The 22084-nt window shown below is 42.9% G+C and carries 24 protein-coding genes and 2 pseudogenes; 2 read left to right on the forward strand and 24 right to left on the reverse strand.

Features of this window, described 5'->3' with window-relative positions; genetic code table 11:
* Window positions 1-71 precede the first annotated feature (71 nt).
* The 6 genes from I6H78_RS01775 to I6H78_RS01800 all read right to left on the reverse strand — a co-directional run bounded on the left by I6H78_RS01775 (window position 72) and on the right by I6H78_RS01800 (window position 5767).
* Window positions 72-1256 (reverse strand): hypothetical protein, encoded by a 1185-nt coding sequence (locus tag I6H78_RS01775; RefSeq protein WP_198459751.1) that lies wholly within the window; start codon window positions 1254-1256, stop codon window positions 72-74.
* 3 nt (window positions 1257-1259) lie between these two features.
* A complete protein-coding gene (locus I6H78_RS01780; RefSeq protein ID WP_198459752.1) occupies window positions 1260-1847 on the reverse strand; it encodes an ABC transporter ATP-binding protein in 588 nt (195 codons plus the stop codon).
* 32 nt (window positions 1848-1879) lie between these two features.
* A complete protein-coding gene (locus I6H78_RS01785; protein ID WP_061419442.1) occupies window positions 1880-2068 on the reverse strand; it encodes a hypothetical protein in 189 nt (62 codons plus the stop codon).
* 188 nt (window positions 2069-2256) lie between these two features.
* Window positions 2257-4497: a DNA internalization-related competence protein ComEC/Rec2 gene (locus I6H78_RS01790; RefSeq protein WP_198459754.1), complete on the reverse strand. Its 2241-nt coding sequence runs from the start codon at window positions 4495-4497 to the stop codon at window positions 2257-2259.
* Window positions 4481-5131 carry a helix-hairpin-helix domain-containing protein gene (locus I6H78_RS01795; protein ID WP_198459755.1) on the reverse strand — a complete coding sequence of 217 codons (651 nt, stop codon included), beginning with the start codon at window positions 5129-5131 and terminating at the stop codon, window positions 4481-4483. Before I6H78_RS01795 ends, I6H78_RS01790 begins: the two co-directional genes overlap by 17 nt.
* Before the next feature lie 66 nt (window positions 5132-5197).
* Window positions 5198-5767, reverse strand: coding sequence for a GNAT family N-acetyltransferase (locus tag I6H78_RS01800; protein ID WP_198459756.1), 570 nt, complete (start codon window positions 5765-5767; stop codon window positions 5198-5200).
* A gap of 176 nt (window positions 5768-5943) precedes the next feature.
* Here I6H78_RS01800 and ald point away from each other — a divergent pair, with 176 nt between their 5' ends.
* Window positions 5944-7056: an alanine dehydrogenase gene (gene ald / locus I6H78_RS01805; protein WP_198459757.1), complete on the forward strand. Its 1113-nt coding sequence runs from the start codon at window positions 5944-5946 to the stop codon at window positions 7054-7056.
* Between the two features lie 159 nt (window positions 7057-7215).
* Here the strand turns inward: ald and tnpA are convergent.
* The 18 genes and pseudogenes from tnpA to I6H78_RS01895 form a co-directional block, all read right to left on the reverse strand.
* Window positions 7216-7679 (reverse strand): annotated as a pseudogene (gene tnpA, locus I6H78_RS01810) (IS200/IS605 family transposase).
* Window positions 7680-7868: 189 nt separating this feature from the next.
* Window positions 7869-8855, reverse strand: coding sequence for a PhoH family protein (locus I6H78_RS01815; RefSeq protein ID WP_125425819.1), 987 nt, complete (start codon window positions 8853-8855; stop codon window positions 7869-7871).
* An 80-nt stretch (window positions 8856-8935) separates the two neighbouring features.
* Window positions 8936-9151, reverse strand: coding sequence for a YozE family protein (locus I6H78_RS01820; RefSeq protein ID WP_198459758.1), 216 nt, complete (start codon window positions 9149-9151; stop codon window positions 8936-8938).
* 12 nt (window positions 9152-9163) lie between these two features.
* On the reverse strand, window positions 9164-9754 hold the full coding sequence (locus I6H78_RS01825) for a GrpB family protein (RefSeq protein ID WP_198459759.1): 591 nt from the start codon (window positions 9752-9754) through the stop codon (window positions 9164-9166).
* Window positions 9755-9765: 11 nt separating this feature from the next.
* A complete protein-coding gene (cvfB, locus tag I6H78_RS01830; protein ID WP_001095457.1) occupies window positions 9766-10620 on the reverse strand; it encodes an RNA-binding virulence regulatory protein CvfB in 855 nt (284 codons plus the stop codon).
* Between the two features lie 60 nt (window positions 10621-10680).
* A complete protein-coding gene (gene frr, locus I6H78_RS01835; protein WP_198459760.1) occupies window positions 10681-11238 on the reverse strand; it encodes a ribosome recycling factor in 558 nt (185 codons plus the stop codon).
* A 7-nt stretch (window positions 11239-11245) separates the two neighbouring features.
* Window positions 11246-11983: a UMP kinase gene (pyrH, locus tag I6H78_RS01840; protein WP_000002996.1), complete on the reverse strand. Its 738-nt coding sequence runs from the start codon at window positions 11981-11983 to the stop codon at window positions 11246-11248.
* 83 nt (window positions 11984-12066) lie between these two features.
* Entirely contained in the window at window positions 12067-13401 is a 1335-nt protein-coding gene (trmFO, locus tag I6H78_RS01845) for a methylenetetrahydrofolate--tRNA-(uracil(54)-C(5))-methyltransferase (FADH(2)-oxidizing) TrmFO (RefSeq protein ID WP_007518882.1), read from the reverse strand.
* Window positions 13402-13534: 133 nt separating this feature from the next.
* Entirely contained in the window at window positions 13535-14413 is an 879-nt protein-coding gene (gene rsmI, locus I6H78_RS01850; RefSeq protein WP_198459761.1) for a 16S rRNA (cytidine(1402)-2'-O)-methyltransferase, read from the reverse strand.
* A 2-nt stretch (window positions 14414-14415) separates the two neighbouring features.
* The gene (gene yabA, locus I6H78_RS01855; protein ID WP_000358229.1) at window positions 14416-14733 is read right to left on the reverse strand and encodes a DNA replication initiation control protein YabA; all 318 of its coding nucleotides are present in this window, start codon (window positions 14731-14733) and stop codon (window positions 14416-14418) included.
* A gap of 36 nt (window positions 14734-14769) precedes the next feature.
* The gene (locus I6H78_RS01860; RefSeq protein ID WP_198459762.1) at window positions 14770-15660 is read right to left on the reverse strand and encodes a DNA polymerase III subunit delta'; all 891 of its coding nucleotides are present in this window, start codon (window positions 15658-15660) and stop codon (window positions 14770-14772) included.
* On the reverse strand, window positions 15657-16295 hold the full coding sequence (gene tmk, locus I6H78_RS01865) for a dTMP kinase (protein WP_198459763.1): 639 nt from the start codon (window positions 16293-16295) through the stop codon (window positions 15657-15659). Before tmk ends, I6H78_RS01860 begins: the two co-directional genes overlap by 4 nt.
* Before the next feature lie 120 nt (window positions 16296-16415).
* A complete protein-coding gene (gene proC / locus I6H78_RS01870) occupies window positions 16416-17213 on the reverse strand; it encodes a pyrroline-5-carboxylate reductase (RefSeq protein ID WP_198459764.1) in 798 nt (265 codons plus the stop codon).
* A 3-nt stretch (window positions 17214-17216) separates the two neighbouring features.
* Window positions 17217-18479 carry a glutamate-5-semialdehyde dehydrogenase gene (locus tag I6H78_RS01875; RefSeq protein ID WP_198459765.1) on the reverse strand — a complete coding sequence of 421 codons (1263 nt, stop codon included), beginning with the start codon at window positions 18477-18479 and terminating at the stop codon, window positions 17217-17219.
* A 9-nt stretch (window positions 18480-18488) separates the two neighbouring features.
* Window positions 18489-19598, reverse strand: coding sequence for a glutamate 5-kinase (gene proB / locus I6H78_RS01880; protein WP_232619939.1), 1110 nt, complete (start codon window positions 19596-19598; stop codon window positions 18489-18491).
* Between the two features lie 99 nt (window positions 19599-19697).
* Window positions 19698-20597, reverse strand: a complete 900-nt coding sequence (locus tag I6H78_RS01885; RefSeq protein WP_198459767.1) for an RluA family pseudouridine synthase — start codon at window positions 20595-20597, stop codon at window positions 19698-19700.
* On the reverse strand, window positions 20581-21048 hold the full coding sequence (gene lspA / locus I6H78_RS01890) for a signal peptidase II (RefSeq protein ID WP_125415101.1): 468 nt from the start codon (window positions 21046-21048) through the stop codon (window positions 20581-20583). Before lspA ends, I6H78_RS01885 begins: the two co-directional genes overlap by 17 nt.
* Window positions 21045-21953, reverse strand: a complete 909-nt coding sequence (locus tag I6H78_RS01895; protein ID WP_198459768.1) for a LysR family transcriptional regulator — start codon at window positions 21951-21953, stop codon at window positions 21045-21047. Before I6H78_RS01895 ends, lspA begins: the two co-directional genes overlap by 4 nt.
* Between I6H78_RS01895 and I6H78_RS09345 the strand changes: the two are divergent.
* Window positions 21946-22020 (forward strand): annotated as a pseudogene (locus tag I6H78_RS09345) (AraC family transcriptional regulator); the annotation flags it as partial. The gene I6H78_RS01895 and the pseudogene I6H78_RS09345 overlap by 8 nt on opposite strands.
* Between the last annotated feature and the right edge of the window lie 64 nt (window positions 22021-22084).

Below are 22084 nucleotides of genomic sequence, written 5' to 3' on the forward strand. Positions count from 1 at the left end.
GCATCAAAAAGAGAGAACCATTCCGGTTCCCTCCCTGTGTTAGTTTTTTCCTTAGCTTCCCTATAGGAATGCTAAGATCTATTAACAACTTCCTTTTTACGTGAACTTCCCCATCTTTCAATAAATAGAATCCCCACTAACAAAAGGATAATCAGGCAAGGAAGTAAGATCATCCCCATGCTCCAATTTAGATTGACATTATCAATTTGTTTAGGTAATCTTCCAGATAAAATCTCTACTGAACGCAAGTAAGTAAAGGGAATCAGATGGGCAATACTCTGAAGAGGCTGAATCGTTTGAATGCCAAACAATAAGCCAACAATTCCAATGAGTGAAAGAAAGAGGACAGGCATTTTTTGCTTAAAAAAGTAAGCAATCAAATACACAACTTCTACAATGACGATAAAGGCTAAGAAAACTAATAACAAGCCAGGAAATAATACATCTTGTATCTTTCCAATAGTTACCTCTTGATTCGTTAAGCTATAAATCGGGTAGGGATAATCTAACTGCCCAAAACCACCTATCAGACTTCCCACTAGAAAAGAAAAGCCGCTGATTCCGATAAATAGCACGGTTACGTAGCTCACCCCAACTCCCAGAGAGGACATGGCAAATGTCACTTTTGAAAAAGGATATAACTGAGCTGTATCGAGATTATTTTGATATCTTTCTGCGAACAGTTGTGTTAGCATAAAAATAATACCAATCACAAACAAGGTTGGGATGATAGCCTCTAAAATCCAGACAATCTGATCAATCCCGTGGGTCGGATATTCTAAATTGTGGGCTTTTATGTTCAAGGGATACAGGGCTTGGTAAGTCTTTCGTTCGCGGTCAACCGCCATTTTTAAGTCAGAGCTAGAAGTCGGTTCCTTCGATACAATTTCATAACTCTTTTCCTCAGCTTGCCACTGCAAATAGTAGGCTTCTTTCCAGCGTCCTTCTTTTAACAAAGCCAGAATTTCTTTCTTTTGAGTCAAAAGATTTTTTTGTAAGTCTAAATTTTCTTTAGCAAATTGGTATTCCTCCGAGCTGGTGTCAGACATTTGGGAGAGTTTCGCTTCATTTTCATTGATAGCTCTCTCGTTGGCTGCAATACGAGTTTCCAACCGACTCTCCAAGCTGACTGAGTTTGCAGTCCGACTATTGAAATAAAAGGTAACACCGAGTACAGATGCAAATAAAAGTAAGATAATCCAGTTTAAGCGACTTTTGAAAACTTTTTTCAATAAAAATAGACCAACATCTTTCATAAACTAAACCTCTTCTATCTGTCCCTGACGAATGGTTACGATGCGATCGCAAATCTCCACTAACTCCTCTTTGTAGTGGGAACTCAAAAGAACCAGCTGCTCTTGTCTATTGATTTGTGCCAGCCTATCAAAAAACTTCTGTCGATAATACTCATCTAAGCCATTTGTAATCTCATCCATGAGCCAGCATTTCGCCTGACTGAGGAAATACATAGCAATCACTAAGCGTTGCTTCATCCCTAAGGAATACTTGCGGATAGGAAGGCTGATATAGTCAGACATTTCCCAGTAGGCGATTTCATCCCTCAAGTTCAGGTCTGACTTCCAGATGTTTTTTATAAGACGAAGGTAGTCCATCCCACTTAAGTTTCCATCCAGCCATTCAACGCTCTCATAATAAAACAAAGAAGGAGGGGCTGCGATATGTCCACTACTAAGGGGAAGCAACTTGCTAATAGCTCGGAACAGGGTCGTCTTTCCAGAGCCATTGATAGCAAGAAGGCCATAAATCTTACCTTTTTTAAAGGTGAAATCCGCATCTTGCAAGATGACTTGTCGCGTTTTTAAGGTAACATGAGTAAGATTTAACATATTCAGCCCTCCTTTTTCTCACTCTTTAACGATTAATAACCTCCGCTGTAGTAGTTTATGACTTCATAACGATCGTAATTCCAACCACTATCAACTTTATACTCAGAATAGCCTTCATAACGAGACCATGACGGAATCCAAGCATATTGATGGTCGTGATAGTTGGTACTATATTCCCAAACAGTATTCCAATCATACCTGTAACTTTTAGTGACTGTCACAGCAGATACACTGGACTGAAAAAGACCAATAGATAACAAACTAGCTAATAAAGCGACTTTTGCTGATTTTTTCATGGTTTTCACCTCATTAATATATTTACTTTCGAAAGCGCTTTAATTATATCATTTTTCCCTGTATTATGCAACAGATTTTGAGTCTATTTCACTAATATTTAACATTTTTCTTCCTAACGAACACTTTCCATTCGCCAACTATTCCACCCTTTAAAGCGGATAGCCCCTTGCTGGTCAGTTCGGTAAATCTTACTCTTGATGGTTTCTAGTCGAGTCAAGGTTTCCTGATGGGGGAGTTTCGCAAGATTGTTTTTTCCAACTGAGATGAGAGTAATTTCTGGTTTGAGGTTTTCTAGGAAAGCTGGATTGGATGAGGTTTTAGCACCATGCTGGCCTGCTTTCAAGACCTCCACCTCTAGGTCAGGGTATTGCTTCAGCAAGTCTTTCTCTCCCTTCTCTTTCAAATTTCCTGTGAAGAGAAAGTGCTTATCCAAAAGTTTTCCATAAAGAACCAGGGAACCATCACGATCATCATCTCCAATCTGCCTTGGAGATAGGACTTCTAACTGACTCCCAAAAATCGGCAAGTTCTCCCCTACTGTTACACTGCGCACCTTGGTTTGGCTTGCTTCTAATTCTGCTACAAATTCCTTCTGTGTCAGACTTCCTTTTGATACTAAAATCTCCCCAACATGGAAAGCCTTGGTCACCTCTAGTAAATCTCCAACATGCTCCTTGTCTGTATTGGTCAAAATCAGCTGGTCAATCTTGTCTACTCCTCGACTTTTAAGATAGGGAATCAAGGTTCTCTGAGCATTGCTGGTCGTCACCTTTTCTTGCCAAACCCCGATTTTCTTACTAGCTTCTACCTTACCACCAACATCTATGAGAATAGTTTTACTAGTTACATCCCGTAGGAAAATACTTTCTCCTTGCCCAACATCCAGCATGGTAATTTCATTTTCAAGTGGATGCTTGGTCAGGAAAAAGAGACACACAATAAAGAGACTAAATCCTGCTAGTCTTTTAATGTTTTTCCTCATGTCATAGACTAAGGCTAATGAAACTAACAGTAGAATCAACAGCCATGCGTTGGGTTGACCAAAGACCAGAGGCCTGCTTGCCAGCTGCGATACCAAGCGAATGACGCCCTCTAACCACTCAAAGACAAAGTTAAACTGAGTGACTGGGTAAACAAAAGACAGAATGAATAAGATGGACAAAAGCGGTAAGAATACCACATCAAACAGAAAGGAAAAAACAAAGGTCAAAAGAATAGACCAAGGCTGAAATTCTGCAAAATAGAAGGATAGAATGGGCAATATTCCCAAAGAAATGACCAAACTTTCTCTGGCAACAGCCTTGAGCCCCTCCCCTTCTTTGCTTGTCATGGTCAAGATAAAAGCATAGGCGCAGGACAAGACTCCTCCTGCAGTTAGGAAAAAGTTGGGCATAATGATAAAAAGGACAAGGATCGTCAAGGCAAAATTATCCAAACCTTTAACACCATGTTGGGCTAGTAACTTTTGCAAGAGACTGCGAATGACCGAAGCTGAAAATCCTGTCAGACCTGCATAGATAAGGGAAAAGGGATAGGTCAGCCACTTCAACTTTTCTTGGGTCAAGCCCAATCGTAAGAGGAGTTTCTTAAAGGCATCCATAAAGAAGCCCACCTGCATACCCGACAAGGCAAAGAGATGGATAATTCCAAGACTGGAATAGAGCTCATTCATCTCCTCAAAGTCCGTGTCCAAATGTCCTAAAAGAAGACCTGTCATATAGTTGCGCATAGGATCTGGAAAGTGCGTCTTTATCCAAACTACAGCCTTTCGACGTAAACTGGACAGATTTTCTCCTATATCCCAACTGCTAACCTGTTTAAGTGACTGGATGTTCTTGATAGTCAATGTCTGGTAAATCCCTTGAGTCTTTAGATAGGCTTGATAGTCAAATCCACCAAAATTCCTCTGACCTTCAGGCTCTGAAAGTTTTCCTTCTAGTTCTATCTCATGAAGGTCTGTCAAGGCTTGAAATTGCTCTTTCTCCTCCTCGGACTGGAGTTTATAGTAAACTTGGAAGGTGCGGCCGTCAGCCTTGCCCCGAAAGGACAGACTATCTCCATTGACTTTGATAGTATCTGGTAAAATCCGTACCTTCTCAACAGAATCCACTAACTTTTGACTAACTTGTGTCTGTTGCCAATTTTGAAACAGAAACCAAAATCCAAAAACTCCACAAATCGCTAGAACTTTTCCAGCCGATTTCCAAGGAAATTGGAAAAAGAGACAGACAAGCAAAAAAACAAAACCTAGCAGTGCGAGATAGGACGCTCCAAAAATGGCATAGTAAAGCCAGAGTAACAGAAAACTCAGATAGATTAGGGGGATAGGGGAATTCTTAATCCACTGTGACATAATCTTTTAGCTTTTCTATGGTCTTAGCGCCAATACCAGAGACTTTCTTTAATTCATCTACCGACTTGAATTTGCCATTTGCCTCACGATGATCAATAATATCCTGGGCTCGTTTGCCACCCAGTCCCTTGACCTGCTTGAGTTCTTCCAGACTAGCTTTATTGAGGTTGACCTTCTTTTCTTTACTTGTCGAGGGAGTCGTTCCAGAGGCAACCTGCTGACTAGCTGATTCTTCCCCCTTAGTTTGAACATAGACAAGAGCCTCGTCACTGACTTTCTGAGCGAGATTGAGCGACTTACTATCTGCCTCCTCTGTCAAGCCACCAGCTTTCTGAACGGCATCATGAACACGACTGCCTACTGGCAAATCATAAATCCCTGGCGATTTAACGGCACCTTTGACATCCACTGTAATTAGATCTTGTTCAGGAGATTCTTCTTTTTCCTCCTTCTTCACTTCTTTTTCAGACGATGAATCCTTTGAAACGGCTGCAACTTCAGCCTGCAAATTCGTTTCTTTCACAGATGTTTGTGAACTTGGCTTTAGCAGGAAAAAGCCACCTAAGGCCAGACCCAAACAAGCACAGATGACAATGATTTTATACTCTTTGATTTTCTCGATAATTGCTTCCATATTTTCTCCTCTCTTAAGTTATTCGCAAGAGAAAGAAAAAACAGTCGAAAATTTCTTTTCAACTGCTTATTTATTTGCAAAATAGTCTTCCTTAGTCAAGACATAATGAACTCTTGTGACAATTCGACCTGGTTCTTTATTATCCATTCTGGCATATGGTTCTTGGTGGGAAAAGCGCATACCTGATTTCTCCATGACCTTGCCAGATGCGGGATTGTCTTTGTCGTGAAGAGCAGTCAACTTGTTCATTCCAATCTTCTCAAAAGCCAGTTCAATCACGGCACGATTGGCTTCTGTCGTCAATCCTTGATTCCAATACTTTTGGTTGATAATGTAACCAATAGCTGCTTTTTTGAGAATGGGGTCAATCTTGTGCAAATCAATAGTTCCGATAAACTGACCATTGCTTTTTAGTTCGATTCCCCACCGTCCCAAGGGATTGGTTAAGTAGAACTGAGCGATGTTGTTCTTGGTTTCTTCTAAGCTTTGATTTGTTGGAAAAGTGTAGCGTGTCTTTTCTCTGTCTGAAGCATACTCAAACATAGCTTCTGCATCATCCAAGGTTACAGGTCGGAGCAATAAACGCTTCGTTTCTATAGATGGATACTGGGTAAATATCACAAATATTGATTCCATACTTTTCCCTCCATTAGAGCTTGATTCTCACTAGTCTAGCATAAATAAATTTGGATGACAAGTTTTTCTTGATTTTTGAAGCGGTTTCATATACAATAAAACCATCACATTTTTGATTTATGAACCGAAATGTGACAACTAAAACAATCCCGTCAATTGAAAGGTAGGTTATCTCTATGTTAATCGGAATCCCAAAAGAAATTAAAAATAACGAAAACCGCGTTGCCCTAACTCCTGCTGGCGTCCATAGTTTAGTCAGCCGTGGACATCGTGTCCTCATCGAAACAAATGCTGGTCTCGGTTCAGGATTTACTGATGCTGACTATCAAAAGCAAGGAGCTGAGATTGTCGTAACTGCTGCTGAAGCCTGGGCTGCCGAGTTGGTCGTGAAAGTAAAAGAACCACTAGCTTCTGAATATGCTTATTTGCGCGACGATCTTCTCCTCTTCACCTACTTGCACATGGCTGCTGCTCCAGAATTAGCAGATGCTATGCTAGTAGCCAAAACAACAGGAATTGCCTATGAAACTGTCCGTGATAATCAAGGTCAGTTACCACTCCTCGTTCCTATGAGTGAAGTTGCTGGTCGTATGGCGGTTCAAATCGGAGCTCACTTCCTTACCAAACAAGCTGGTGGCTCTGGTGTTCTACTTGGTGGTGTACCAGGTGTTCCAAAAGGAAAAGTAACCATCATCGGTGGCGGTGTCGTCGGGACACATGCTGCCCGCATCGCCCTTGGACTTGGTGCCCAAGTAACTATTTTAGATATCAGTGCTAAACGTCTCTCAGTGTTAGAGGAAATCTTTGGGAACCAAATCCAAACTCTTATGTCAAATTCTTTCAACATTGAGGCAAGCGTGAGAGATGCTGATGTGGTAATTGGAGCGGTTCTCATCCCAGGTGCCAAAGCACCAAAATTGGTGACAGATGAGATGGTCAAACAAATGCGTCCAGGATCTGTCATCGTTGACGTTGCTGTTGACCAAGGTGGTGTTATCGAGACAGCTGACCGTGTGACAACGCACGATGAACCTGTCTATGAAAAACATGGTGTTCTCCACTATGCCGTTGCCAATATTCCTGGTGCGGTCGCCCGTACTTCTACTATCGCCCTAACCAATGTCACTCTTCCTTATATCGAAGCATTGGCTGACAAAGGATTCGCACAAGCAATTGCTGAAGATGAGGGCTTGCGTCAAGGGGTGACCACTTATCAAGGTTACTTGACCAGCCTCCCAGTTGCTCAAGGTCTCGATAAAGATCACACGTCAATCGACGAACTTGTTTAACAACAATCAGTCATTAAATCATAACCACCCGTCTAACGGGTGGTTTGCACTAGGGCTATAAGCCCAAATCACCAGCCAGCGCCTAAAGACGCTGGCTTTCACGTTGTTCAAGCCTTATTGCTCTTGACTCGTCACTTGCCTCTCAAAGAGCCTTTAGTATTACTTACCACTATCCCTAAAGGGATCCTCATATTCTTTTACACTCAATTTATCCAACGCTATATCATGCCTTTCCTGCTCTTGAATATATTTCTTAATTGTGGCTTCATTGAGCCCTACTGTACTTACATAATAACCTTCCGCCCAAAAATGTCGGTTCCCAAACTTATATTTTAGATTGGCGTGCTTATCAAACATCATGAGAGCACTTTTGCCTTTTAAATACCCCATGAAACTTGAAACACTTATCCTTGGTGGAATACTTACTAACATATGTACATGATCAGGCATTAAATGGCCTTCGATAATCTCAACACCTTTATAACTACATAATCGACGAAATATTTCTCCCAAACTGCTTCGATATTGATTATAAATGACTTTTCGTCTATACTTAGGGGTGACACAATGTGATATTTACACATCCACTTTGTGTGTGATAAACTATGTGCCTTTTGTGCCATATTTTTCTCCTTTCGCTTTACAATTGGCTTGAACACCTTTATTGTATCGCGTTTGGAGTTTTTGGTATAACCTTTGACGCGCACCCGCTTAGCGGGTGGTTTATTTGTCTCGCACCTTACGGAGCGAGACAGACTAATAGTCACATAAATCAGAAAAAGAGCAGTTCAAATGGAACTGCTCTTTTTTTGCTATTCTGTCTCTTCCTTCTTTTCTTCATTTTTAACTGGAGCTGGTTCATAAGCTCGGATGATTTGAGCGACAACTGGATGACGAACCACATCCTTAGCTGAAAAATGAACAAAGTCGATTTGGTGAATATTCTTGAGCTTTTCTTGGGCATCAATCAAACCGGACTTAACATTGCGTGGCAGGTCAATCTGGCTGATATCTCCATTGACAATCATCTTCGAATTAAAGCCTAAACGAGTCAGGAACATCTTCATCTGCATGATAGTCGTATTTTGCGCCTCATCGAGAATGACAAAGGCATCGTCCAAGGTCCGTCCACGCATGTAGGCAAGGGGCGCGATTTCTATAATTTCACGCTCCATGAGGCGGGTGGTTTGGTCTTTACCAAGAATCTGATACAAGGCATCGTAAACAGGTCGAAGGTAAGGATCCACCTTCTCCTTGAGATCACCCGGAAGAAATCCAAGACTCTCTCCTGCTTCAACGGCTGGACGAGTAAGGATAATCCGCTTGACCTGCCCACGTTTAAGGGCCGTCACCGCCAAGGTCACTGCAAGAAAGGTCTTCCCTGTCCCTGCAGGCCCGATTCCAAAGGTCACATCATGCTGTTTGACACTGTCCACATAAAGTTTTTGACCCAGTGTTTTGACACGGATAGGCTTCCCTGTATTGTCCTTAATAATTTCTTCTTCGTAAAGGGCGACAAACTTATCGATTTCATCGTTCTTGACCATGCTAATCGCAGTCACCACATCTGGCGTGCCAACCGTCATTCCTCGATTCACCAAGACCATCAAAGCCTGAATAACCTGACGGGCTTCCTCACAGGCAGTCTCTTCGCCCAAAACCTGGACAATCTCCGTACGGGCATGAATCACCACATCGAGCTCTTCTTCCATCAAACGAAGATGGCGCTCATTGGAACCAAAAAGATGAAACAAGTCATCTGGATGACTCAGTTGAATGTCTATTGAATGTTCCTTCAAATAAAGAACCTCTCTAATCCGTTTATTTCTTTTTATTATAGCAAAGAGAACAATAAAATACTAGCCTCATCTCATTGTCTCTAGTGTTCTAAGTATTCTTGCCAGATGGCGTCAAAGTCTCCTAAGTTAAAAGAGAAACTGGCATGTTCCTCCAAAAAGCGACTCACCTCATCAAAATCATCCGTGTGTTTTGGAAAGGCCGACTCTTCAAAAGCGAGGTCTGCCAAGATAGACTTGGGACTGTTACTTTTAGGATTGCGCTCAGTCATGAGCCAAGTGTAAAATGATTTTCTCAATTCTTTCTCCTATCAAGACTTTTTTTGATGACACTTTTCTGATTCTTGAAAATTACTGGACTTAGCCTCTGAAACGTAGTGGTTTATAAAATCCGTTTTCGCATCTGTATAGGCGTCTCGATTGTGTTCAAATTGTTTCCACAAACTTAGTTTTAATTCCTGATACGCTTGGGCGATATCTGGATGCTGGCAGAGATAATCTCTAAAATAAATCTCGTCATGATCTCCCGTCATTCGCAAATGTAAATGAAAAACTTTCTCAGCAAATCCCTGCTCTGTATATCCTTTATTTAGCGAAATCCTGTTAGGACTCTCCGACATCACTAGCCACCCATTCTTCACCAATAAATCCCTAACTCTCGCTAAATCCTCTATTCTACCTACTTCTAACAGAATATCAACGATATTTTTGGCCCAAATATTAGGGATAGCAGTGCTACCGATATGTTCTATTCTTTTAATAACATTTGCACCCAATATTTTTTTCAGATTTGCTTTTTCCGATTCATACCAGTCTTTCCACTCTGACTTGTGCTCTACTAGAAAAATAGGAAAAAGTTGCCAGAGTTCCTCTAAACTCATTTCTTCAAGTTTCTTTTTCATGTCTATAAGACCTAAATCAACTCTGTACCAAACTGGTCTTGCTTGATTTTGCCAGCCTTCATCAAGCCACCGAGTGCTTTCTTGAACTGACCTTTAGAGATACCAAAGGTTGCCTTGATATCCTCAGGAGACGACTTATCATTCAAGGTCATGAAACCGCCATTGCTTTCCAAGTAGGTCAAAATCATCTGAGCATCATTTTCCAACATTTCAAAGGAACGTGGTTTGAGGGATAGGTTCAAGGTACGATCCACTTCACGGAAACCGATGACACGCGCATCTAGCACTTGCCCCAAACGTGGCTCTGCGTAACGTTCACTTGGGTGAATGAAACCAAGCATGTTATTCTCTGGTAGGTAAACAAATGTTCCTGACAGCTTGAGACGGTAAACAATGGCTGGCCAGTTTTGGTTCTGCATGTTGTTGTAGGCAGGACGAGCCAGACGTTGGAAGTCTTCCTGATAAGCCAAGAGTCCCCAGATTCGGTCTTTCTTGTCTACTTCTAGACGAATATAAAGTTTATCGCCCTTCTTGGGCCAGAGCTCTTTTAGTTCAGGTAGGATATCCAGTGACACTACGATTTCCTTGTCAGGAAGTCCTGTATCAACAAAGACACCCAAATCCTTACGCACTTCTGTTACAGTTCCCCAACCAAATTGGTCCTGAGTTGCAGTCACTTCTAGAGTTGTCAAGCGTAATTTTTGCTTCATATCCGTGTAGGCAAAACCTTTGACCGTATCCCCTACTGTATGTTGGCCTTCTTCCTTGGCAAGGGCGTAGGTCTGACCATCCTTTTGTACAAAGTAAAAACGGTCATTTTCATCGATGATGAGTCCAACGATAAAACTTGCAAGATTTGTATTCATATTTCCTTCTTTCGAATAAAACTCAGCCAGCAATGCCAACTGAGTTTTTCTGTTTATTTCTTAGACTTCCAAGATTTCTTTTTCTTTATTGGCAGTCATGTCGTCGATGTGTTTCACAGCATCGTCTGTTACTTTTTGAATATCTTTTTCAAGAGTCTTCAATTCGTCTTCAGTGATTTCTTTTGCTTTTTCTTGCTTTTTAGCTTCGTCCATAGCGTCGCGGCGGATGTTGCGAACAGCCACTTTAGCATTCTCACCGACCTTCTTCACTTCTTTGGCAAGGTCACGACGAGTCTCTTCTGTAAGAGCTGGGATAACCAAGCGGATCACAGAGCCGTCATTAGCTGGTGTGATACCTAGATCAGAAGCGTTCAAGGCACGTTCGACGTCTTTCAATGAAGACTTGTCAAATGGTGTCACTAACAAGACACGCGCTTCTGGAATAGTAATAGAAGCGATTTGGTTAAGAGGAGTTTCGACTCCATAGTACTCTACGTGGATACGGTCTAGCAAGCTCGCGTTGGCACGACCGGCACGGATACCACCAAATTCACGAGCGAGTGATTGGTGAGACTGGGTCATTCTCTCTTTAGCTTTTTCTACAATTGCGTTAGCCATAATTTTCTTATTCCTTTTCTTCGATATTGTTTGAAACTGTTGTTCCGATATTTTCACCAAATACGACACGTTTGATATTGCCTGGTTGGTTCATGTTAAAGACAACCAAGTCAATGTCGTTGTCCATAGAGAGGGTTGAAGCTGTTGAATCCATGATACGAAGACCTTTGTTGATAACATCACGGTGAGTCAATTCTTCAAACTTAACGGCAGTCTTGTCTTTCTTAGGATCAGCATTGTAAACACCATCTACGCCATTTTTAGCCATAAGAATGGCATCCGCTTCGATTTCAGCTGCACGAAGGGCTGCTGTTGTATCTGTTGAGAAGTAAGGTGAACCAATCCCAGCACCAAAGATAACGATACGGCCTTTTTCAAGGTGGCGAAGGGCACGTCCACGTACATAAGGTTCTGCCACTTGTTGCATGGCAATGGCTGTTTGTACACGCGTATCGACACCAACTTGTTGCAATGAATCTGCCATCACAAGAGCATTCATAACAGTCCCAAGCATTCCAGTGTAATCTGCCTGAACGCGGTCCATTCCTGCTTCTGCAGCAGGTTCCCCACGCCAGAGATTTCCTCCACCAATAACAAGGGCAATTTCGATACCTAAGCTATGAACTTCTTGAATCTCTTTTGCGATTGTTTGAACTGTTTGGATATCAATCCCTACGCCACGTTCACCGGCAAGGGCTTCACCTGATAACTTGATTAAAATACGTTTATACTTGGGATTCGCCATTTTTACTCTCCTTTTTTTATCCTACCTATTTTATCACAATTTCTAAGATTTTTATAGTATCATGAGCAATTCTTTCAAAAAAATTAGACAGTTAAAAATTCCTCTAAGTCGGTAAGAGCACGCTCTGCAATTTTTTCATAACGAGCCTTCTTATCACGGATACGCTCGCCATCCAATTCCTTGATAATCCCAAAATTGACATTCATTGGTTGGAAATGTTTGCTATCAGCGTGAGTGATGTAATGAGCTAGACTTCCGATCGCTGTGGTCTCTGGGAAGATAGCTTCACTTTCACCCTTGAAGAGTCGAGCAGCGTTAATACCTGCAACCAAGCCTGAGGCTGCTGACTCAACATAGCCTTCCACACCCGTCATTTGACCAGCAAAGAAGAGGTTGGGTTGTTTCTTAGAACGGTAAGTCTGTTCAAGAAGATTTGGTGAATCCATGTAAGAATTGCGGTGCATGACCCCATAACGGACAAACTCAGCATTTTCAAGACCTGGAATCATTTGGAAAACACGCTTTTGCTCCCCCCATTTGAGGTGGGTTTGGAAACCAACGATATTGTAGAGGCTACCAGCCGCATTGTCCTGACGAAGTTGAACAACTGCATAAGGGGTTTTAAATTCGCCATCACGAGGTCCTGTGTAGTCGTCTGGATACTCCAGACCAACTGGTTTCATAGGACCATAAAGCATGGTTTTAATGCCACGCTTAGCCATGACTTCGATAGGCATACAACCTTCAAAGTACTTTTCTTTTTCAAAGGAATTGAGCGGTGCTTCTTCCGCATTGACCAAGGCTTCATGGAAATCCATAAACTCTTGCTTGGTCATTGGAGCATTGAGGTAGGCCGCCTCTCCCTTGTCATAACGAGACTTGAGATAGACCTTGCTCATATCAATGGTGTTGACATCGATAATCGGCGCCGCCGCGTCGTAGAAATAGAAACCATCGCCGTCATTAAGGGCATGAATCTTTTCAGCTAGGGCATCGCTGGTTAAAGGACCAGTAGCGACAACTGTAATAACATCGGTCGGCAATTCTGTAATTTCATCACGAACCACCTCAATCAAGGGGTGGTTGGCCACTTTCTCAGTCACCATTTGGGAGAAACCGTCACGGTCCACCGCAAGGGCACCGCCCGCAGGAACACGTGTAGCTTCAGCAGATTCCAAGATAACAGAACCCAAGCGACGCATTTCTTCCTTGAGAAGCCCAACTGCATTGGTCAAAGCATCCCCACGTAAGGAATTGGAACAAACCAATTCAGCAAAATTGTCTGTTTTGTGTTGGGGTGTTGACTTGACACCACGCATTTCATAGAGTTTAACTGGAATACCACGTTCTGCGATTTGGTAGGCTGCTTCAGAACCTGCCAAACCTGCTCCGATAACATTGATATAAGATTGAGACATGACACTAATACCTCTTTGGGTGGGACCTAAGTTCATATCAAAACAAGCTACTAGACTGTTTGACACCCACAAATCTTTCTAAATTTTCTTTTACTAGTATAACAAAAAAAGGGAAGAAGGCAAACTTCCCTGTTTAATCATTTTCTTGATTTTCTTCCCAGTCGTGGTAGGCAGCGTAGAGCTGGCTTTTATTCCACTGGTAGAGTTTCGCAACTTCCTTAATGGCTTGATTTTTCTTCATGCCTTGCTGGATACGAGATTGGATTTCTGAAAACAAGTCCTCCTCGTCCTTTTTCTCCACATCCTGACTGGCACCTTCAACGATGAGAAGGCACTCGCCCTTGAGTGGCGTTTCAGCGATGCTTTCTAGCAATTCAGAGATCTTTCCTCTTTGGTATTCTTCATAGATTTTGGTTAATTCTCTAACCAAGACCACCGAGCGGTCACCATAGACTTCTAGCATATTTTCCAGCGTATCGGCCACACGGTGGGGCGATTCATAGAAAATCTGAGTTTCTGGATAATCTTTTTTCAAGTCGAAAAATTGCTTTTGCTGGCCTGATTTTCTCGGTAAGAAACCGTAAAAGATATGTGGCTGTGGCGCCAATCCGCTAGCAATCAAGGCAGAAATCCCTGCAGAGGCACCTGGAACTGTGACAACAGCAATATCTTCTTCGATGGCTGCCTTGACCAAATCATGACCAGGGTCCGAGATGCTAGGTAAACCCGCATCAGAAACCTGAGCAATACTCTGTCCTGCTTTCAGGAAACCAATCAAATCAGGAATTTTTTCCTTGGCATTGTGCTCATGAAAGCTGATTTGCTTGGTCGAAATGTCAAAATGCTTGAGTAAGAGACCCGTATTGCGCGTGTCCTCCGCAGCAATCCAGTCCACCTCTTTCAAGGTCTGAATGGCACGAAAAGTCATATCATCTAGATTGCCAATCGGCGTTGCCACTAGGTAAAGCTTGCCATAGGGAGATTGCCCCTTAAAACTTTTTTGAATCTGCATGCTTACTCCCTGTATAACAACTCGTCACAGAACATACATTCCTCGTCCTGCTCTCGGCGTTGTCCATAAAAATCATTACATACGTGAAACCCGTCTTTATAGATTCGGCGGACGCTTTCACGAACATGCTTGGCCTTAACGGGAGTATCTGCTTCCACCTCACCTAAGCGTTCGCGCAACTTACTATTTTCCAACCGAAGAGCTGTATTTTCCTCTACCAAGCTCTTGAGATTTTTCTTGATGGCTTCCACATCAGCCAAGGTCACCAATAACTGTTGGGAAAAATCGTCCAGCGCATCAAATAATTCTTTCTTATCCATAACCCAGCCCTTTCCTTTCTTTATCCTTCATTGAGTTTATATTTCTTTCAAGACCAGATATTCCATGGCATTTTGAAAGCTGACATTGGCTTGCCACATTTTTCTAGCTTCTAGTAGATTTTGTAAAATCTGTCGAATCCTTACTTGCAAGAGGTCCTGTCCACAGAGAACTTCGAGGATTCGCAAGACCTGATCTTGTTTTTCCTTGTCATCTGCCAAGCCGGCTAATTTCGCAACTTGCAAATAACTCTCTTTTTTCTTAGCTAGTAACCAGGTCAGCAAGCGTTCGCTCTCATCCACCAAGGTCCAAAAACTAGCCTGATTGACCAACTTTTCAGCTTCAGCACGCGATTGACTAAACTGAGCTAAAAGAGTCGCTTTTTTCTTAACGAGACCTGCTTGTTCTAATTGATGGATGAGCTTTTCTTCTTGCTTTTTAAAGTGGAAAATCTGGGTCCGACTACGGATTGTCGGCAAGATTTTTTCCTCATCACTAGTTAAGAAGAAAATATAAACTTCACTCTGAGGTTCTTCGATGACCTTGAGCAGAGAGTTGGCTGCGTTGGGATGCATTTTTTCGGCCTGCTCGATGATAAAGACCTGTTGCTGGCTTTCAATCCCTGCTTGGGAAAACTGAGCCACCAATTCCCGAATGCGTTCTGTCTTGATGACCTGATTGACTGGCTTAATCAAGGTAACATCGGGAAATTCTCCCTGTTCAATCAGCTTGCAGTTTCGGCATTTCTCACATGGTAGAACGCCTACTTTATCCCTACAAAAGAGGCTTTTAGCTAAAAACTGCGCCATTTCCAAGCTTCCAAAGAAACCTGAAAAGAGATAGGCGTGATTGAGCTGGTCTTGTTCTAGGATACGGACAAAGCGGTCAAACTGGTCTGGCTGCCAAGCCTTTAGTTGATCTTGTTTCATTTATCCAAGCCCATTCTGTCAAATAAGACAGCCTTGGTCGTTTCCACAACTTGCTCCAAAGGAAGACTGGCATCAATCTTGACCATGCGATTTCCTTCTTTTTCCAGGAGAGAAAGGTAACCTTGACGAACTTTCTTGTGCAAGTCTAAACCTTCCATGTCCAAACGATTGACCTCACGGTCACTATTAGCAGTAATGCGAGCCAGCCCCTCTTCCACCTCAATGTCAAAATAGAGGGTCAAATCGGGTTTGAGGCCATCTGTCGCAAAGTGATTGAGCCAATCAATGGCATCAATATCCAAGCCACGGCCAAATCCCTGATAAGCAACAGAACTATCGATGAAGCGGTCCATAATGACCAACTTGCCAGCTTCAAGTGCTGGAAGAACTTTTTCCACCAAGTGCTGTCTACGACTGGCAATATAGAGAAGGAGTTCCGTTTTAGGATCCATCTGCGTATGACTTGGGTCCAAAATCACTTGACGAATCTTCTCCCCAATCAAGACTCCACCTGGCTCACGGGTCGTCAGCACCTCTACTCCTTTTTCCTCTAAAATTGGTAGCAGAGCCTCTAAAACACTGGTCTTTCCTGCTCCCTCTGGTCCCTCAAGAGAGACTAAAAATCCTTTTGACATGTCTAACTCATTTCTTTTTTTCTACCTTCTATTCTATCAAAAAAATAGATTTTTGTGACAATCTTTTTGTGTCTTCTCCATTCAATCGACCATAAAAGAGGCTGGGAGTCATCCAACCTCTTATTTACCTAGTTCTTGTGTTCGTTTATAAGCTTGCTGAACTGCGTCCATGACGGTACCTCTAAAGGCATGTTCTTCCAGACTTGCTACACCCGCGATAGTCGAACCTCCTGGGCTGCAAACTTGGTCTTTCAAAACTCCAGGATGTTGCTGGCTTTCCAGAACCATTTGTCCAGCTCCAACTACTGTTTGGGCTGCCATTTTCAAGGCCATTTCTCGTGGCAATCCTGTCTGTACACCCGCATCTGCCAAAGCCTCGATAAAGAGATAGACAAAAGCTGGTCCACAACCTGCGAGACCTGTCGCCGCATCGATTAAGCCATCTCCCAGCTCAACCAAAAGACCAGCCTTGGCTAAAAGCTGACAAAAGAGCTCACTGTCCTCAGCACGACAATTTGCTGACATGGCATAACTAATCACTCCTTGGCCAATAGCCACTGGAGTATTGGGCATGATGCGAATAATCCGATGTTGACTTGACAGAAGACCCGCTAGTTTTTCCAAGGTCAATCCAGCTGCCATAGAAATCAAAAGAAGACTCTCTCGTTTTTCAAGGATGGTCTGGTATTGAGCAAGTAGTTCAGAAAACTGAGCAGGCTTAACTCCTAGAAAGATTACATCTGCTTCTGCAAAAATTTCTTCATTGCTGGAAGCCTGACCACCAAAGTCGGCAATAAAAGCATCTACTTTCGCTTGACTGCGATTGGCAAGGAGAAGGTCATCACCCGTCTTGGCCTGCAGGACAGCCTTAGCCAGACTAGCTCCCATATTCCCCAAACCGATAAATCCAATCTTCATCTCTTACTCCCTTATCTGTCCGTCACCAGTAACCACATACTTGTAGCTGGTTAACTCTTTCAAGCCCATTGGTCCACGCGCGTGCAGTTTCTGAGTAGAAATTCCCATCTCACATCCAAGACCAAACTGCCCACCATCAGTGAAACGCGTTGAGGCATTGACATAAACCGCTGCTGAGTCCACTTGATCTGTAAAGAAAGCCGCAGTTTCAACATTTTCCGTCACAATCGCATCCGAATGATGGGTACTGTGGGCTTCAATATGGGCAACTGCTTCTTCTAAACTGCTCACAATCTTAACTGCTAGGATATAGTCTAAAAACTCGGTGTCAAAGTCTTGTGCCTCGGCTGCTCGACCTGAAACAAACTGACTTGCTGTGCTATCTAGGCGGAATTGAATTGGTTCCAGTCCAGCTTCTTTCCGACTTGTAACCAGCACTTTCTCCAAGCGAGGAAGAAAACGTGCTGCCTTGTCTTCATGAACCAGCAAGACCTCCATGGCATTGCAGACAGAAGGACGACTGGTTTTAGCATTGTTGATGATAGATAGAGCCTTGTCTTCATCGGCATCCTTATCCACATAGACATGAACAATTCCAGTTCCTGTCTCGATAACAGGTACGATAGCATTTTCAACCACAGCATTGATCAAGCCAGCCCCTCCACGAGGAATGAGAAGGTCTAGATAGCCCTTAGCCTTCATCATAGCATAGCTACTTTCTCGACGGGTATCTTCCACCAGTTGAATCACATCAGGATGAATAGTAGTCGTCTCCAAGCCCTTCTTCAAAGCTGTGACAATAGCATGAGCAGTTCGGTAGGCATCCTTCCCACTACGAAGAACGACCGCATTCCCACTCTTGAGAGCCAAAGCAGCCGCATCAGACGTCACATTTGGACGGCTTTCATAGATAATCCCAATAACCCCCATGGCCACACGTTTCTTGGTAATAACCAAGCCATTTTCAAGCTGACTTGTTTCTAGAACTTCACCGATAGGATCTGGTAAAGCAACCACTTCACGAATCCCTCTTGCCATCGCTTCTATACGTCCCTCATCCAAATAAAGACGGTCTAGCATGACATCTGAAATTTTCCCCTTGGCCACTGCCATATCGAGGGCATTGGCCTCTAGAATCTCCTCAGTAGCTGCCAATAACTGATCAGCCATGGCTAGCAAGGCTTGGTTTTTCACTACTTCACTAGCAGTATTGATTGATTTCTTAACAGCTTGTACCTGTTCAAATTGTTCTTGTGTACTTACCATCGTTCACCTCTAAAATTCTGTAAAGAGCAACTGGATTTCAGGAGTGATGGAAATCCAGTCATCACGGTGAATCAAGACTCCCTTAGCTTTTTGAGAACGGAGCATATCTTCTAGGGCTGAGACACCAAATTGGACACGTCCCTTTCCAAGAGATTGACCTGTTTCTTTATCTGCTACTGTGACAATATCATGGTAAGAGAAGTTTCCTTCCACTTCTACCACACCTGATAAAAGGAGACTTTTTCCGTTTTTTGAAAGTGCTTCTGCAGCTCCACCATCTACCCAAATCGTTCCCTGACTTTGAGCATAGAAGGCCAGCCATTGTTTCTGAGTACGAAGTCCCTTCTCTTGCGCAACAAAGAAAGAACCATCCTTTGTCTCCTCCGCTGCCTCAATCAGGGCATCTGATTTCAAGGAGGAGCAAATATAGACTGGCACCCCTGACTCCGTTGCGATTGTAGCCGCCTTGATTTTGGTCAGCATGCCCCCAGTACCGTTTGACGAACCTGCTCCACCAGCCATATCAATAATCTCACGATTGATAGTCTCAATTTTGTCCAAGCGTTTGGCTGTTGGATCTGAGTTGGGATTTCCAGTATAGAGACCGTCCACATCAGTCAAGAGAACCAGGAGATCCGCCTGAACCATCGCCGCTACCTGGGCACTTAGAGTGTCATTGTCCCCAACCTTGAGCTCATCAATGACGACACTGTCATTCTCGTTGATGATGGGAATGGCACCACGATGAAGCAATACAGACAAGGCCTGGTGGGCATTCTTATAGCGACGTTTATCTACAAAATCATCCTGTGTCAGCAAGATTTGTGCAGAAACGATCTGGCGCATGAGGAGGTTGGTTGTATATTCCTCCAACAAAAGTCCCTGACCAACTGCAGCCGAAGCTTGTTTATCTGCAATCTTGGTCGGACGTTTTTTAAAACCCAAAGCTCCAAATCCAGCGGCAACTGCCCCAGATGACACTAAAATCAACTCATGTCCAGCCTCATGCAGCATAGCCAATTGCTGGGTAATTGCCTTTACTTTGCTTCTTGATAAACTCCCGTCTTCATTTGTCAAGGAGGAAGTCCCTACCTTAAAGACGATTCGTTTGTATTTCATATTCTCACTCCGATTCTTCATATTTATCCATTATAACATGAATGCTTTAAAATAGAAAAGACTTGAAATAAAAAGGTTGAGACAGTCATCTCAACTCTTTTATCTATTCTCATTTTTTCGCAATCTTTCCAGCGTTTCTTTAAAAATCTCTGGAATATCTGCTGTGAATTCCAAGGTTTCACCTGTTCTCGGATGGGTAAATCCTAGAGTTTTAGCATGGAGGAATTGTCCATGTCCTTTCAAAGTCTTACGAGGACCATAGACTTCATCACCAGCGACTGGATGGCCAATATAAGCCATATGAACACGGATTTGGTGGGTACGTCCTGTTTCCAGTTGCAACTCCACTAAGCTATAATCACCAAAACGTTCCAAGACGTGAAAACGGGTCACTGCAGGCTTCCCTTTAGCAGTTACAGCCTGTTTCTTACGGTCTTTTTCACTACGACCAATCGGAGCTTCAATCACACCACGATCATTGGGAAGATTGCCATGAACAATCGCCCAGTATTTACGTAGAGACTTCTTATCCTTGAGTTCTTGGGCAAGTGCCAAGTGTGCCTCGTCATTCTTAGCAATCATAAGGAGACCAGACGTGTCCTTGTCAATGCGGTGAACGATACCCGGTCGGAGAACACCATTGATACCTGACAAGTCCTTGATATGGTACATGAGGGCATTGACCAAGGTTCCACTTGTATGACCGGCGCTGGGATGGACCACCATGCCTTGAGGTTTGTTAACAACGGCTACATCCTCATCTTGGTAGATAATCTCGAGCGGCAGATTCTCAGCCACATATTCTAAAACCTCCGGTTCTGGCACATGATAAGTGACCACATCCCCCTCTTGGACAGTGTATTTGGCTTTCTTGGCTTGCCCATTCACCAAGACTTGTCCAGCCTTGATTTGTTCATTCGCGAGACTGCGTGACAATTCTGTCAGGTCCGACAGAGCCTTGTCTAGACGTTGCCCACCAGTTTCAATTTTTATTTCCATTTACTTCCTCTTTAAACATTGCAATCAATAAAACAATGACACCAACTGTCAAATAACTGTCAGCAACATTGAAAATCGCAAAGTTGATAAAGTCTAGGTGAAACATATCCACCACAAAACCTTGACTCATTCTGTCGATAAAGTTGCCCAGACCTCCCGCTATTATCAAAGTCAGTCCAAAAACTAACCAGAGAGAATCCTCCATGTGTTTATGTAGATACCAAATGGCACCTACCATGACGACCAGTGTAATGACAGCAAATAACCACTGCTGATCTTGCAGCATAGAGAAGGCTGCCCCTCTATTTTGCAGGTAGGTCAAGCTAACGAGATTGGGGATCCACGAACGCACTTCACCCAGTGGAATCTGCTGGACAACATAGGCTTTAACCCACTGATCCAGCCCAATCAAAAGCAGTACAATGACTGCTACTATTCCTCTTTTTTTCATGATTTCCTCTTTTGATCAAAATATTCTTGCATAACCTCAACGAAAAGAGTCCCAGCTTGGCTAAGCTCCACTTCTTCCCGTTTGACATAGACCATGCGGTTATCTAGATTATCCTTGAGACAAATGACTGTGATGCCATTAACACTGTCACTATCTAAAAACCCTGAACCTGTCGCATAGGCATCCGTCCGCTCCAAAATACCATTCAAAGTAGCACGGTCCGTCACATTGAACATCTGGGAGCTCGCGCTTGTGTCGACAAAGTTCTCTGAATAGTATAGATACTCATCTTTTTCCTGAGTAAACCGAACCGTTGGCAGATCCGCTAGATCCTCCATTACCAATTCCTCTTTCTGTGCTAAAGGATGCCCTTCACGAAGATAAATGTGAGTCTGGAAAGGAATTAGTTCAATAACTTCTAAACCAAGCTTTTCAACCCGTTGCATGATGCCCTTTTTATTTTGGTTGTTGAGGTAGATAATCCCAATCTCACTGTGTCCTTGCGCCACTTCGTCTAAGATTTGAACTGTAGTAGACTCAAAAATACGAAAGTTCTTATAATCAGGATAACGTTCTGAAAAGGCCGTAATGGTTGGTGGCAAGAAGTCATAGTGCTGACTGGCAATAGAAAATTCATCCTTTTCTTCCTCAGGATTGGCATACTGATTTTGAAAAACATCAAAGCCTTTAACTAACTCCTGCGCTTTCTCATAAAATTCCATACCACGACGGGTTAAGAAAGTCCCCGAACTCGTCCGACGAAAAATCTTAAAGCCTAGCTCTTTTTCCAAATCGCGCACAGAAATAGACAGACTCGGCTGACTAACATACATCTTTTCAGCAGCTTCACGGAAAGTACCACTATTGGCAATGGCCACAACATAGCGTAATTGTTGAATGTTCATCTTTTACCCCCAACTTCTCTATCTGTTCATTATACCATATTTCAGAATTTTTCCAAAAAAGAAAAAAGTACCCATCGCAAGTTTAAATCTAACTATTCTCTATTAAATTCAAAATGGGTATCAAAACAAAA

The sequence above is a fragment of the Streptococcus oralis genome (assembly GCF_016127915.1).
GTDB lineage: Bacteria > Bacillota > Bacilli > Lactobacillales > Streptococcaceae > Streptococcus > Streptococcus oralis_BO.

Excerpts from the sequence above, each read along its gene's own strand:
- I6H78_RS01775 (WP_198459751.1), bottom strand. The coding sequence starts at position 1,256 with ATGAAAGATGTTGGTCTATTTTTATTGAAAAAAGTTTTCAAAAGTCGC.
- I6H78_RS01780 (WP_198459752.1), bottom strand. The coding sequence starts at position 1,847 with ATGTTAAATCTTACTCATGTTACCTTAAAAACGCGACAAGTCATCTTG.
- I6H78_RS01790 (WP_198459754.1), bottom strand. The coding sequence starts at position 4,497 with ATGTCACAGTGGATTAAGAATTCCCCTATCCCCCTAATCTATCTGAGT.
- I6H78_RS01795 (WP_198459755.1), bottom strand. The coding sequence starts at position 5,131 with ATGGAAGCAATTATCGAGAAAATCAAAGAGTATAAAATCATTGTCATC.
- I6H78_RS01800 (WP_198459756.1), bottom strand. The coding sequence starts at position 5,767 with ATGGAATCAATATTTGTGATATTTACCCAGTATCCATCTATAGAAACG.
- ald (WP_198459757.1), top strand. The coding sequence starts at position 5,944 with ATGTTAATCGGAATCCCAAAAGAAATTAAAAATAACGAAAACCGCGTT.
- I6H78_RS01825 (WP_198459759.1), bottom strand. The coding sequence starts at position 9,754 with ATGAAAAAGAAACTTGAAGAAATGAGTTTAGAGGAACTCTGGCAACTT.
- cvfB (WP_001095457.1), bottom strand. The coding sequence starts at position 10,620 with ATGAATACAAATCTTGCAAGTTTTATCGTTGGACTCATCATCGATGAA.
- frr (WP_198459760.1), bottom strand. The coding sequence starts at position 11,238 with ATGGCTAACGCAATTGTAGAAAAAGCTAAAGAGAGAATGACCCAGTCT.
- pyrH (WP_000002996.1), bottom strand. The coding sequence starts at position 11,983 with ATGGCGAATCCCAAGTATAAACGTATTTTAATCAAGTTATCAGGTGAA.
- trmFO (WP_007518882.1), bottom strand. The coding sequence starts at position 13,401 with ATGTCTCAATCTTATATCAATGTTATCGGAGCAGGTTTGGCAGGTTCT.
- rsmI (WP_198459761.1), bottom strand. The coding sequence starts at position 14,413 with ATGCAGATTCAAAAAAGTTTTAAGGGGCAATCTCCCTATGGCAAGCTT.
- yabA (WP_000358229.1), bottom strand. The coding sequence starts at position 14,733 with ATGGATAAGAAAGAATTATTTGATGCGCTGGACGATTTTTCCCAACAG.
- I6H78_RS01860 (WP_198459762.1), bottom strand. The coding sequence starts at position 15,660 with ATGAAACAAGATCAACTAAAGGCTTGGCAGCCAGACCAGTTTGACCGC.
- tmk (WP_198459763.1), bottom strand. The coding sequence starts at position 16,295 with ATGTCAAAAGGATTTTTAGTCTCTCTTGAGGGACCAGAGGGAGCAGGA.
- proC (WP_198459764.1), bottom strand. The coding sequence starts at position 17,213 with ATGAAGATTGGATTTATCGGTTTGGGGAATATGGGAGCTAGTCTGGCT.
- I6H78_RS01875 (WP_198459765.1), bottom strand. The coding sequence starts at position 18,479 with ATGGTAAGTACACAAGAACAATTTGAACAGGTACAAGCTGTTAAGAAA.
- proB (WP_232619939.1), bottom strand. The coding sequence starts at position 19,598 with ATGAAATACAAACGAATCGTCTTTAAGGTAGGGACTTCCTCCTTGACA.
- I6H78_RS01885 (WP_198459767.1), bottom strand. The coding sequence starts at position 20,597 with ATGGAAATAAAAATTGAAACTGGTGGGCAACGTCTAGACAAGGCTCTG.
- lspA (WP_125415101.1), bottom strand. The coding sequence starts at position 21,048 with ATGAAAAAAAGAGGAATAGTAGCAGTCATTGTACTGCTTTTGATTGGG.
- I6H78_RS01895 (WP_198459768.1), bottom strand. The coding sequence starts at position 21,953 with ATGAACATTCAACAATTACGCTATGTTGTGGCCATTGCCAATAGTGGT.